This window comes from Pseudomonas sp. BN505, from assembly GCF_029873175.1.
In the GTDB taxonomy this organism is placed as follows: Bacteria; Pseudomonadota; Gammaproteobacteria; order Pseudomonadales; family Pseudomonadaceae; genus Aquipseudomonas; species Aquipseudomonas putida.
Genome location: NZ_SSOI01000033.1, coordinates 79,381 through 94,443, shown reverse-complemented (window position 1 = coordinate 94,443; position 15,063 = coordinate 79,381). Strand labels below are relative to the sequence as shown.

The 15,063-nt window shown below is 67.1% G+C and carries 1 protein-coding gene; it reads left to right on the top strand.

The features are described 5' to 3' along the window. Nucleotides 1-15,004: BapA/Bap/LapF family large adhesin (locus E8E78_RS11015; protein ID WP_280313617.1), on the top strand; the 15,004-nt coding region annotated here is incomplete at its 5' end. Nucleotides 15,005-15,063 lie beyond the last annotated feature (59 nt).

Genomic DNA, 15,063 nt, shown 5'->3' with positions numbered 1-15,063 from the left:
CATCGGCTCTGGCGTAGTCGGTGCCAACGGCACCTTCCTCATCGACCTGAATCCAGCCGCGCAGCCGGGCGAGCAACTGAGCCTGGTACAGACCGACCCAAGCGGTAACGCCTCTGTGGCCGTCGAATACGACGTACCGCTGACCACTGCACCAGTCAGCCCGAGCAACCTGGCCATCGATGCCGACGGCACCACCCTCACCGGTTCCGCCCCGGCGGGTACTCGCGTGGAGGTGCATGACGCCAACGGCACATTGATCGGCAGCGCCATCGCCAATGCCGATGGCACCTTCAGCATCGAGCTGAACCCGGCCCAGGCCAACGGCGAACTGCTGGATGTGGTCGCCATTGATGGCAGCGGCGTATCTTCGCTGCCTGCGCAGGTCACCGCGCCGGACATCACCGCACCCGCCGCCCCGACCGAACTAGCCGTCAGCGCTGACGGCAGCGTCCTGACTGGCCGTGCCGAACCGGGCAGCACCATGCGTATTCTGGCCGCCGACGGCACCGAACTGGGTACGGCCGTGGTCGGTCCGACCGGTGTATTCAGCATCAACCTTGCTCCGCCACAAATCGACGGCGAAGTGCTGCAAGCCACGGCAACAGATGCCGCCGGCAACACATCACCCCCCAGCGCGGTGACCGCGCCGGACATTGACGGCGTCGACACCACGCCACCGGCAGCCCCGACGGATCTGGTAATCGGCCTGGCCGGTAGCCAGCTGAGCGGGCGCGGCGAACCCGGCACCACCGTACAGGTACGCGATGCAGCAGGTACTGTGCTGGCCACCGGCACTGTCGCTGCCGATGGCAGCTTCGCAATTACCCTTACCCCTGCCGTTACCGACGGCAGCGCGCTGCAAGTCACCCTGACCGACGCCGCTGGCAACGTCTCGCAACCCGGCTCGGTCACCTCGCCGGACCTGCAGGCCCCTGCCCAGCCCACCGAGCTGGCCCTGGCTGACGGCGTGACCTTCTCCGGTCGCGGCGAACCCGGTGCCACCGTGCAAGTCCGTAATGCCGCCGGCACCGTCGTCGGCACCGGCATCGTCGGTGCCGATGGCCTGTTCAGCATTACCCTTGCGCCCGCCCAGGCCAATGGCGAAGCCTTGGATGTACGCCTGGTGGATACCGCCGGCAACAGCTCTGCCCCGCTGCAGTTCGATGCACCGGACATCACCCCGCCGGCTGCGGTCAGCAACATCGTGGTCGGCAACGACGGCCTGGCCCTGAGTGGTCGCGGCGAAGCCGGCGCCACCGTCGAAGTGCGTGATGCCAACGGCGCCGTGATCGGCACCGGTGTGGTCGCCGCTAACGGCACCTTCCTTATCAACCTCGACCCAGCGGTGCAGCCAGGTGAGCAACTGAGCCTGGTGCAGACCGACCCGAGCGGCAACGCTTCCACAGCGCTGCAGTTCGAAGTGCCGCTGACCACCGCCCCGGCAAGCCCCAGCGACCTGGTGTTCGCCGAAGACGGCAGCAGCATCAGCGGCACGGCACCTGCCGGCACTCGCGTGGAAGTACATGATGCCAACGGCACGCTGATTGGCAGCATCGTGGCTGGCCCTGACGGCAGCTTCACCGTGGTCCTCGACCCGGCCCAGGCCAATGGCGAACTGCTGGACGTGGTGGCCATCGACGATGCTGGCGTGTCCTCCCTGCCAACACAGATCACCGCACCGGACATCACCGCACCTGCCGCCCCGAGCGAACTGGCCGTCAACGCTGACGGTACGGTAGTCACCGGCCGTGCCGAACCGGGCAGCACAGTGCGTGTGCTGGCCGCCGATGGCACCACCGTGCTGGGTAGCGTGGTGGTGGGCGCCACGGGCAGCTTCAGCATCACCCTGGACCCGGCACAGGTCGACGGCGAAGTGCTGCAAGTCACCGCCACCGATGCGGCAGGCAACACCTCGACCGCTGGCTCGGTCACCGCGCCAGACATCGACGGGGGCGATACCACGCCACCTGACGCACCGACCAACCTGGTGATCGGCCTCGCCGGCAGCCAGTTGAGCGGGCGTGGCGAGGCCGGCACCACCGTGCAGGTGCGCGATGCCGCAGGCACTGTACTGGCAACCGGGACCGTCGGCCCGGATGGCACCTTCGCGGTAACCTTGTCCCCTGCCGTGAACGACGGCAGCACGTTGCAAGTCACCCTCACCGATACCGCTGGCAACGTCTCGCAACCGGGCTCGGTCGCCTCGCCAGACCTGCAAGCCCCGACACAGCCGACCGAACTGGCCTTGGCCGATGGCGTCACCTTCACTGGCCGCGGCGAACCTGGCGCCACGGTGCAAGTGCGCAATAGCGCCGGTAACGTGATTGGTACCGGCCTGGTCAACGCAGACGGCACCTTCAGCGTCACCCTGTTCCCGGCCCAGGCCAATGGCGAGGCGCTGGACGTGCGGTTGGTGGATACTGCTGGCAACAGCTCTGCACCGCTGCAGTTCGATGCACCGGACATCACCCCGCCGGCTGCTGTCAGCAATGTCGTGGTCGGTACCGGTGGCCTGGTGCTCAGCGGTCGCGGCGAAGCCGGTGCCACCGTCGAAGTGCGTGATGCCCTCGGCACTGTCATCGGCACCGCCACGGTCGGCGCCAACGGCACCTTCGTGGTCAGCCTCGACCCGGCGGCTCAACCGGGTGCCGCACTGAGCCTGGTACAGACTGACCCGAGCGGCAATGCGTCCGAAGCCTTGCAGTTCGAGGTGCCCCTGACCCCTGCCCCGGCCAGCCCAAGCGACCTGGTAGTGGCCGCGAATGGCACCAGCATAACGGGTGCTGCACCGGCCGGCAGCCGCGTGGAAGTCCGCGATGCCAACGGCAACCTGGTCGGCAGCGTGGTGGTGGGCGCCGAAGGCACCTTCACCGTCATCCTCAACCCGGCCCAGGCCAACGGCGAGCTGCTGGATGTGGTCGCCATCGACGGCACCGGGGCATCGTCCCTGCCGGTGCAGATCAGTGCGCCGGATATCACCGCCCCGACCGCCCCGAGCGAACTCGCGATCAATGCCAACGGGACCGTCGTCACCGGCCGTGCCGAAGCGGGCAGCACCGTGCGTGTGCTGGCCGCCGATGGCACTACCGTGCTGGGCACGGCGGTAGTGGGCGCCACGGGCAGCTTCAGCATCACCCTCAGCCCCGCACAGGTGGACGGTGAAGTGCTGCAAGTCACCGCCACCGACGCCGCCGGCAATGCTTCCAGCGCCGGTAGTGTCACGGCCCCAGACATCGACGGTGTCGATACCACCCCACCCCAGGCCCCGACCAACCTGGTCGTCGGCCTCGCCGGTGGCCAGTTGAGCGGCCGTGGCGAAGCGGGCGCCAGCGTGCAAGTACGCGATGCCCAAGGCAACGTGCTGGCCAACGGTACGGTCAACCCGGATGGCACCTTCCAGATCACCCTGGCCCCGCCGGTGAACGATGGCAGTACCCTGCAAGTGGTGCTGACCGATGCCGCCGGCAATGCCTCCACCCCTGGCACGGTGGCCACCCCAGACCTGCAGGCCCCCGCCCAGCCGACCGGCCTGGACCTGACCGGCGGCGTTACCTTGACCGGTAGCGGTGAAGCTGGCGCTACCGTGCAGGTGCGCGACGCCTCGGGCAACGTGATCGGCACTGGCGTGGTCAACCCGAACGGCAGCTTCAGCGTGACCCTGTCCCCTGCCCAGGCCAATGGCGAAGTCCTCGACATCCGCCTGGTGGACGCCGCGGGTAATGTCTCGACCCCATTGCAGTTCGATGCGCCAGATACCACGCCGCCTGCCGCAGTCAGCAACATCGTGGTCGGTGCAGACGGACTGACCCTGAGCGGTCGCGGCGAAGCCGGGGCTACCGTCGAGGTACGCGACGTCAATGGCACCGTGATCGGCACGGGTACGGTGACCGCCAACGGCACCTTCCTGCTCGACCTGGGCCCGGCCGCGCTGCCGGGCGAGCGCCTGAGCCTGGTGCAGACCGACGCCAGCGGCAATGCCTCCGAGGCCTTGACCTTCGACGTACCGCTGGTGGCCACACCGGCCAGCCCGAGCGACCTGGTAGTCGCTGCGGATGGCACCAGCGTCAGCGGGTCCGCGCCGGTCGGCAGCCGCGTGGAAGTCCATGATGCCAACGGCGCCGTGGTCGGCAGCATCGTGGTGGGTGCCGAGGGCACCTTCACCGTGGTGCTCAACCCGGCCCAGGCCAACGGCCAGTTGCTGGACGTGGTCGCCATCGACAGCAACGGGGCTTCGTCACTGCCGGTACAAGTGACCGCACCGGACATCACCACACCTGCCGCACCAAGCGAACTCGCTGTCAGCGCCAATGGCAGCGTGGTGACCGGGCGTGCCGAAGCCGGCAGCACCGTGCGCGTGCTGGCAGCCGACGGCACTACCGTGCTGGGCAGCGTCGTGGTGGGTGCCGGCGGTACGTTCAGCATCGGCCTCACCCCGCCACAAGTGGCGGGCGAGCAGTTGCAGGTGACCGCCACGGATACTGCAGGCAACGCCTCCACAGCCGGTACCGTCACCGCGCCGATCATTGATAACGGCGGTGATACCACACCGCCAGCGCCTGCCACCCAACTGGTCATCAGCGTCGATGGCCGCACGGTGTCCGGCCGTGGTGAAGCAGGTACCACTGTAGAGGTGCGCAACGATCAGGGCCAGGTGCTGGTAAGCGGCACCGTGCAACCGGATGGCACCTTCAATGTACAACTGCCAACCCCGGTGGTGAATGGCTCGTCGCTGCAAGTAACCCTGACCGATGCTGCCGGCAACGTCTCTACACCTAGCCCACTGACGTCGCCGGACCAGGTAGCACCGCTGCAACCAGCCGACCTGGTGCTGAGCAATGGCGACAGCCTGGTCGGCACTGCAGAAGGGGGCGCCCGGGTGGAGGTGAAAGATGCCTCGGGCAACCTGATCGGCAGCGCCATTGCAGGGCCAGATGGCAGCTTCAGCCTGACCCTCGACCCGCCACAGGCCAATGGCGAAACCCTGTCCATCACTGTGACCGATGCGGCAGGCAACACCTCGGTGCCGTTGAGCTATGTGGCGCCGGACATCACCGCACCGGCGATCGTCACCGACGTGGTGGCAGGCGATGGCAGCCTGGCCGTGTCTGGCCGTGGTGAGCCCGGTGCCACGGTGGAAGTGCGTGATACCCAAGGTGCTGTGCTCGGTTCTGGCATCGTGGCGCCCAATGGCACCTTCGTGGTTGACCTGGACGCACCGCTGACCGCAGGTGAGAACATCGTGCTGGTGCAGACCGATGCCGCCGGCAATACCTCGGCAGGGGTCAGTGTGACCGTTGCCGATACCCCGCTGCCCGAAAGCCCGAGCGGCGTGGTGGTGGCCGGCGACGGCTCCAGCGTTTCCGGTACTGCACCGGCCGGTACGCAGGTGCAAGTGCGTGACGCACAGGGCAATGTGCTGGGCAGCGTTGAGGCCGGCCAGGACGGCAGCTTCACCATCGGCCTGAGCCCGGCCCAGGCCAATGGCGAGACCCTGGATGTGGTGGCGGTTGATGGCGCTGGCAACAGCTCGCTGCCGACCCAGATCACCGCTCCCGATATCACCCCGCCCAATGAAGCCAGCGAACTGCAACTGAGTGCCGATGGTGGCCTGCTCACCGGCCGCGGCGAACCGGGCACCACCGTACAGGTGATCAGTGCCGACGGCACTGTGCTGGGCAACGCCCAGGTCGGTAACGACGGTGTGATCAGCGTGGTCCTGAACCCACCGCAGACCGACGGCCAGGAACTGGACGTGGTGCTGCGCGACCCAGCGGGCAATACCTCGACCGCCACCATCGTGGCACCGGACACCGATGGCCCACTGCAACCCTCGGGGCTGACCATCGATAGCGCTGGCATTCACCTCACCGGCCAAGGCCAGAACGGTTCCATCGTCACCGTGCGCGACGCCGACGGCAACGTGCTGGGCACCGCCACCGTAGGCGCCGACGGCCGCTTCGATGTCACCCTCAACGCACCGCAGCGCAATGGTGAAAGCCTCACAGTCGAAGCCACTGACAACCTGGGCAACAGCGCAGGGCCCGTAGACTTCATTGCACCCGACTCCACCCCTCCGCAAGTGGTCACCACCCCGGCCATCGATGGCACCGGCACCACGGTCACCGGCAACGGCGAACCCGGTGCCACCGTCACCGTGCGCGGGCCGGACGGCAGCGTGCTGGGCAGCACCGTGGTCGGCAGTGGCGGGGCATTCGAAATCACCCTCGATACGCCGCAGACCAACGGCCAGGCACTGACCGTGGAGCAACGCGACCCGGCTGGCAACCTGTCAGCGGCGGTCGACTTGCCAGCACCGGATACCCAGGCACCCGATATACCCACCGGCTTGATTCTGGCTGGCGACGGCAGCAGCCTGAGCGGCAGCGGCGAGCCTGGTGCGCAGGTGACCGTGACCGGCACAGGTGGCGCAGTACTGGGTACCGCAACGGTCCAGCCTGACGGTACCTTCCAGGTGACAATCGACCCGCCACAGCTCAATGGCCAGACGCTGTCTGTCACCCAGGCCGACAATACTGGCAACGACTCGCTCGCTGGCACCGTCACTGCACCTGACCTCGAGGCACCGCTGCCGGCACAAGGCCTGGGCCTTGACCCTACCGGCACAGTGCTCAGCGGGCAGGGTGAGGCTGGCAGCACCGTAGAGGTACGCAACGCTGCAGGCGACCTGCTGGGCACCATACCGGTGAATCCGGACGGCACGTTCGAAGTGACACTTGCCCCCGCCCAGACCAACGGTGAAGTGTTGTCGGTGGTGCTGATCGATGGCGGCGGCAATGCCTCGCCGTCGGCCACCTTCACCGCTGACGACAGCACTGCGCCCACTGCGCCTGCGGGCCTTTCCATTACCCCGGGCGGCAGCGCCATCCAGGGTACCGGTGAGGCAGGTTCCACGGTAGAAGTGCGGCTTGCCGACGGCACGTTGATAGGCACCATCGTCGTCCCGGCAGGCGGCAACTTCACAGTGCCACTGTCGCCCGCCCAACTGGACGGCCAGGCCCTCGATGTGACGCTGATCGACGCCGCCGGCAATACCTCGGAACCCGGACAGATCTTCGCTCCGGACATCACGCCACCGGCACTCCCCACCGACGTGGTCGTCAATGGCGATGGCACTGCTGTGACTGGTAACGCACCTGGCGCCAGTTCGGTGACCGTGAGCGATGGGGCCGGCAATGTGATCACTGTGCCGGTCAACCCGGACGGCAGTTTCAGCGTGCCGCTGGATACCCCGCAGAACAATGGCCAGACCGTGACCGTGGTGGTGACCGACGCCGCCGGTAACGACTCGGCGCCGGTCTCTGCCACCGCCCCGGACACCACCGACCCACTGCCGGCCACCGGCATTAGCGTGAGCCCGGACGGCGGCACTGTCGGCGGCACTGCCGAACCTGGCAGCACTGTAGAAATCCGCAACCCGGATGACACCGTGCGCGGCACAGTGACCGTAGGGCCGGACGGTACCTTCGTGGTGCCGGTCGACCCGCCGCTCACAACTGGCGAGACCGTGGCTGTGGTGGTGATCGACCCTGCCGGCAATGAGTCACCCGAGGTGCCAGTAGCTGGCCCTACAGGCACGGAAGTGGCCACACCGTCGGCCCTTGCCATCAGCGCCGACGGCTTCCTGCTGACCGGCCAAGGTACGGTCGGCTCGCTGATTACCGTGACTTCCGGGGGCACCACCCTGGGTACCGCCACGGTTGGCAGCGACGGCACCTTCCGTGTGTTCTTCCAGAATGCCCAGCTCAACGCCCAGACCTTGCAGGTCAGTGCCAAGGCTACCGTCGATGGCGAGCCTTCGGTGCCAGCCATCGTCGTGGCCAATGACACCACGGCACCGAATGCGCCGGCCCAGGTCACCCTCAACGCGACCGGCAGCACGCTGACCGGCCAGGGCGAAGTGGGCGCAACCGTGCGCGTGACAGACGCCCAAGGCACGTTGCTGGGGACTGCCACGGTCGGCAGCAATGGCCTGTTCAGCGTCAGCTTCACCCCCGCCGTGGCCAATGGGCAGAACCTGATCGTGACCCAGGCAGACGCTGCCGGTAACGTTTCGCTCGCGGCCACCCTGCAAGCGCCCGACCTGCAAGCACCGCTGGCGGCCAGCAACCTCAGCCTGAACAGCGCGGCTACCGTGCTCAGCGGCCAGGGCGAAGCCGGCGCCACAGTGACCATTCGCGATGCCAGTGGCGCCATCCTGGCCACCGGCACCGTCAACCAGAGCGGCCAGTTCCAGGTAACCCTGCCCAGCGCGCAAACCACCGGCAGCCCGCTGCAGGTTACTCTCAGCGATGCTGCCGGCAACGTCTCCGGGCCGGCCAACCTGGCCACGCCAGACCGCACGCCACCCGCCGCCATCACCAACCCGGCCTTGAGCCAGGACGGCCGGCAGCTGTCCGGCAGCGGTGAAGTGGGCGCTACTGTGCAAGTGCGCAACGCCGCCGGCAGCGTGCTAGGCACCGCCACGGTGGGCGCCGACGGTCACTTCACGGTGACCTTCGACACCCCGCAAGCCAACGGCCAGGCTATCGGCGTCACGCAAGTGGATGCCGCCGGCAACACTTCGCCAGCAGTCAATGTGACGACCCCGGACCTGACCCCACCCGCGCCGCTGACCAACGTGGCGTTGAACAACAACGGCCTGACCCTGACCGGCCTGGGCGAAGCCGGCGCCACAGTCACCGTACGCGGCCCGGATGGCACCATCATCGGCACCGGCCTGGTGGCGGCCAATGGCAGCTTTACCCTCACACTCAACAGTGCTCAGCTCAACGCCCAGCACCTGAGCGTTACGCAAACCGACGCGGGCAACAACACCTCCCCCGCCGTGGCGGTCACCGCGCCGGACTTCACCCCGCCTGCGGTACCCACCGCACTCGCCCTGTCCGGTACCGGGCTGCAACTGACAGGTAACGCCGAAGCCGGCAGCACCGTGACCGTACGCGATGCCAGCGGCAACGTGCTGGGCACGGCGGTAGCCGGCAGCAACGGCACCTTCCAGGTCGACCTGAACAATGCCCAGACCAATGGCCAGACCCTGCAGGTGACCGCCACCGACGCAGCCGGCAACGTGTCGCCGACCGCGCCTTACACCGCAGCCGACACCACGCCGCCAGCCGCCGTGACCAACCTGGCGGTTTCCGCCAGTGGCGCCACCCTGACAGGTAATGGCGAAGCAGGCGCAACCGTGACCGTGCGGGCACCTGACGGTACCCTGCTGGGCACCGCCACAGTGGCAGCCGACGGCCACTTCAGCGTGCCCCTGTCGCCGCCGGCGATCACGGGTGAAAGCCTGAACGTGGTCCAGGCCGATGCCGCGCAGAACGTCTCCCCTGGGCAAAGCGTCACTGCGCCGGGTGTTCTGGCACCGGCAACACCGGACAACCTGGTACTGGCCGCCGACGGCCTGTCGGTGACCGGCACAGCCGACGCGGGCAGCACAGTCAGGGTGTATGGCCCCAACGGCGTATTGCTGGGCAGCAGCCCGGTCGCCAACGACGGTACCTTCACTGTCAACCTGGGCAGTGCACAGTCCAATGGTGAAGTGCTGCAGGTCAGCGCAACGGGCACCGATGGCACCGTATCGCTGCCTGCCACCTTGCAGGCACCGGACACCACGGCACCGCAACCACTGACCAACCTGGTGCTGTCCAACGACGGCCTTGTCCTCAGTGGCCGCGGCGAGGCAGGTGCCACCGTTACCGTGCTTGGCGAAGGCGGTATCGAGCTGGGTACTGCGGTGGTCGATGCCAGCGGCAACTTCAGCGTCAACCTGGGCGCCGCACAGATCAACGGCGAACAGCTCAGCGCCAGCCAGTCCGATGTGGCCGGCAACGAGTCCAACAGCGTCAGCCTGATCGCCCCTGACCGCGTCGCCCCGGATGCTGCCGGCAACCTGGCCTTCGCCGGGGGTGGCAGCCTGCTTGACGGTACTGGTGAAGCAGGTGCCGCCGTGCGGGTGCTCGCCGCCGATGGTTCGGTGCTGGGCAGTGCTACGGTGCGCGCCGACGGCACCTTCCAGGTCAACCTCGCATCGCCTCAGGCCAACGGCCAGCAAGTGCAAGTGGTACTGACCGACGCGGCTGGCAACCAGTCTGCCGCCAGCGCCATCACCGCACCCGATACCACGCCGCCAACGGCACCTGCCGAACTGGCCGTTTCCGGGGATGGCGTCACCCTCACCGGCCGTGGCGAAGCAGGCGCGCTGGTGACCGTGACCAACCCGGCCGGCGACGAAATCGGCAGCGCCATCGTCGATGCCAGCGGCCACTTCACCATCACCCTGAACCCGGCACTGGGCAACGCCGAGCTGCTCAGCTTCACCCAGGCCGATGCGGCCGGCAACGTGTCGGCAGTGGCAACCCTGCAAACCCCGGACTTCACCCCGCCAGCACCGCTCACCCAGGTGGTGATCAACGCCGACGGCAGTGTGGTCAGCGGCCAAGGCGAAGCCGGCGCGACGGTAATCGTGAGCAACGCCGCCGGTACCGTACTGGGCACAGGTACCGTGCTTGCCGACGGTAGCTTCCGCGTCGAACTGTCACCCGCGCAAATCAACAACCAGCTGCTGTCGGTGCTGCAGGCCGACCCACCCGGCAACGTCAGCCTGCCGGTCAGCGTACTGGCGCCGGACCACACGCCACCTGCGGCGGCAACCGAGCTGCGGCTCAATGCGGCAGGCAACGAGCTGGGCGGGGTCGGCGAAGTGGGCGCCACCGTGCGCGTCTTCGTCGGTAACACACAGGTCGGTACCGGCACAGTGGGCGCCGACGGCACCTTCATCGTCGAGCTCGATGGCGCGCAGCTCAACGGCCAGGTCATGCAGGTAACCCTGACCGATGCAGCCGGCAACATCTCGCCAATCAGTTCGGTCACGGCGGTGGACATCACGCCACCGGCCACCGTGATCGCCACCATCAACGACAGCGGTACCCAGGTGATCGGTACTGCCGAAGCCGGCACGCGTGTCACCGTGGTCAACAACAACGGCGACCTGCTGGGCCAGGTGACGGTCGACCCGGACGGCACTTTTGTCCTCAACCTGAACAACCCGCAGATCAACGGCGAAGTCCTCACCGTCATCGCCCAGGACGCCACCGGCAACCCGTCGGCGCCCCTGCAGGTGAACGCGCCAGACCTCACGGCGCCAGTGCAACCCGATAACCTGTTGCTCAACCCGGCAGGCACGTCGATGACCGGTACGGCAGAAGCCGGCACCACCATCACGGTGCGTGACCCGAACAACAACGTAGTAGGCACCGTGGAAGTGGGTGCAAACGGCCAGTTCACCGTGCCGATCAACCCGCCGCAGAACAACGGCCAGTTGCTCACGGTGGTGTCCACGGACGATGCGGGCAACGCCTCGGTGGTTGTGCCCTATCAGACCAACGACACTTCACCGCCTGCGGTGGTCACCGACATGGCCATCAACAACACGTTCGATGTGCTGACCGGCAAGGGCGAGCCTAATGCCACCGTCACCATCAGCCGCGGCGGATCGGTGATCGGCACTGGCACGGTAGATGCCGCGGGTAACTTCCAGATAACGCTGGTGCCGGCGGCGGGCTCGCTCGCAACCTTGGCAGTGACGCAATCCGACGGCATCAATACCTCTGCGGTCGCCACGTACATCACACCAGTGATCGCACCGCCAGTGCCCCCCACCAACGTGACGCTGGGCAGCGACGGGCTGACCTTGGCCGGTAATGCGCCTAGTGGCGTGGGCATCCGCGTCTACGATGCCGCAGGCAACCTGATCGGCACAGGCGGCGCTACCCTGAACGGCACCTTTACCCTGACGCTGAACACAGCGCAGCTCAACGGCCAGCATATTTCGGTGACTGCTGTAGCACTGGTGGGCGGCGAATCGCAGCCGACCTTCCTGCAAGCCGCCGATATCACGCCACCGGCCAACCCGCTGGTGACAGGGCTGTCTCTGAACGGCCTGGTGCTGACCGGCACCGGTGAAGCAGGGGCGACGGTGACCGTGCGCGACGCCAGCAACAACGTGCTCGGCACGGCGGTGGTAAATGGCGGTGGCGTGTTCACCGTCAACCTGAACGCCGCACAGCTCAACGGCCAGGTACTGGGCGTGAGCCAGGCCGATGCTGCGGGCAATGTGTCCGGCAGTACCAGCTACACCGCCACAGACGTGCAACCGCCTGCAACACCGACCAACGTCACCATCAACGGCGCGGGCACGGTGCTCACCGGCAACGGTGAAGCGGGCGCCACCGTTACGGTCCAAGGCCCCAACGGCCAGGTCGGTACCGGTGTGGTGCAAGCCAATGGCACCTTCACCATCACACTGACCTCGCCACAGAACGACGGGCAACTGCTGGTGGTGCGCCAGGCGGATGCTGCGGGCAACTTGTCCGGTAGCACCAGCGTGACCGCACCGGATACCACCCCGCCAGCCGCCCCGCTGGCCACCATCAACGCCAACGGCACCTCGGTCAGCGGCTCTGGCCAGATCGGCAGCACGGTCACCGTGCGCAACAGCGCCGGCACCGTGCTGGGGACTGCAACGGTGGGCAGCAACGGCCTGTTCGTGGTCAGCCTGACAGCGGCGCAAATCGACAACCAGGCGCTCAGCGTCACCCTCACCGACAGCGCCGGCAACGTCTCCACCGGCACTGGGCTGACCGCACCAGACCTGACCCCGCCTGCGGCTGCTGGCAACCTGCTGATCAGTGCCGACGGCGGTACCCTGACCGGTACTGGCGAAGTGGGCGCCACCGTAACCGTACGCAGCGCCAGCGGTACCGTGCTGCAAACCACGACGGTGCAGCCGGGCGGCACCTTTACCGTGACCCTGAGCCCGCCTCAGGACAACGGCCAGATCCTCTCGGTGACCCTCAGTGACCCGCGCGGCAACGTGTCGGGCAACGTCAACGTCACCGCGCCGGATGTGGATGCCAACGCGCCGGTCATCGCCAGCGACAACCTGGCCACGGCCACGGTCAACCTGGCAGCGGTCAGTGCCACCAAGACCTACACCGACAGCTTCACCACAGTGCTGTCGGGCTTCTCCAAGACCTACACCTGGACGGTGGCGGCAGGCACCACGGCCGACCCGACCCTCACACTGACCACCAACAGCGTGCTGGCGCTGCTCAACAACACCAGCTTCACCCTGCAGGTTAAAGACGCCAGCGGCGCCTGGGTGACCATCGCCACCGGCAACACGCAGGGCCTGCTCGACCTGATCGTGCTGCCGATCGGCTTGCAGGTGGACATTGGCGTGCTGCAAGCCGGTGACTACCGGCTGACCGTGGGCAGTGGCGGCATCGGCCTGGTGACCAACGTGAGCACCTCGCTGGACATCACCTCCACCAGCCTGACCCAGTTCACCGGCACCGGCACGGCCACCTCGGGCAACGTCATCACCGACGTGGGCACCGATGGCGCGGTGGATGCCCGTGGCCCGGACAGCGCCGCCGTGCTGCAAGTGCTGAAAAACGGCAGCTATGTCTCGGCCGGTACCTCGACCACGGTCCAGGGCCAGTACGGCACCCTGGTGATCAGTGCCGATGGCAGTTACACCTACACGCCTAACGGCAGCCCGAACAGTGTCGGCAAGGTGGACGTGTTCAGCTACCAGCTGGTGCACCCGAACGGCTTGTCCGATACCGCCAACCTGTACGTGCGCATCGACAGCCCGCAAGCCACGGAGGTCTGGAGCAACACCAACTACGCTGCACCGGCCACGGTGGTCGACGCAGTCAACGATGTCGGTACCAGCCACGTCACCCTGGCCAACCGCGTGGACACCAGCAGCAGCACCCTGGGCTCGCTGAGCCTGCCGGTGATCGGTACCCGCCAGGCCACCTACACCACCACGGTTGCCGCCGATACCACGGCCAACCTGCAGGTGGTGGTCAACTCCACCAACCTGTTGAGCCTGCTCAACGGCACCACCATCGAGCTGCTCAAGCTCAACCCGGCCACCGGCCAGTATGTGCTGGTGCAGTCGGTACCGGGGGGTTCGCTGATCAGCCTGCTGGGTGGCGGCGCGGGGTATACCTTCCAGAACCAGGGGGCTGGCACCTACCACGTGCGTGTCACCGCCGGCGGCATCGGCCTGCTCAGTTCCATCACCACCAGCCTCAACGCCACCACCACGCACCTGACCGAGTTCGTGGTCAGCGGCGCGACGGCAGCCACCGGCAACCTGCTGAGTGACGACAACGTCGGTTCGGCACTGACCGTGCTGAGCGTGCTGACAGCGGCCAACACCTACACCATCCCGGGCTACAACGGGGTGAGCGTGACCGGCACCTACGGCACGCTGCTGGTGCATGCCGACGGCAGCTACACCTACACCCTCAACTCGGGGCTTACCTCGGCGGTGGTCGGCCAGCACGACACCTTCACCTACGAGCTGACCCACCCGAACGGCACCACCGACACGGCAACGCTGACCGTCAACCTGGACAATGCTGCCGGCCTCACCACCTTCACTTCGCTGCAGGCCGACACCGGTGACGAGGCCGTAGCGCTGGCCAGCCTGGCAGCCGCCACCGATGTGATCGCCGGTACCGACGGCAACGACCACCTCGATGGCAGCCAGGGTGGCCACATCACCCTGCAGGGTGGTGCAGGTAACGACACGCTGGTGGTGGTCGACCAGAACTTCGCCAGCGTCGAGGGCGGCACAGGTACCGACACCCTGCTGTGGGGCGGCGGCGATGCCAGCATCGACCTGGGCAACCTGGCCGGGCGCGTGCACGACATCGAAGTCATCGACCTCAACGACACCAGTTCGGTGGCGCTGACGCTCAACCTGGCGGACGTGGTGGCAATCACCGAAACCGGCACCGACACACTCATCATCAAAGGGGACGACAAAGACTCGGTTCACATGACGGACAACTGGACGCTGGTCGGGAACCAAACTGCCGACGGTATCGACTATAACCAATACACGGCCCAGGAGGATCCAAGCCATCACCTGTGGGTGCAGAACGGTATCCATGTGGTCTGAGGCCGCTGCAAACCCGCCGGGCAAATGCCCGGCGGCAAGGACGACCAGCAGTAAGGGAA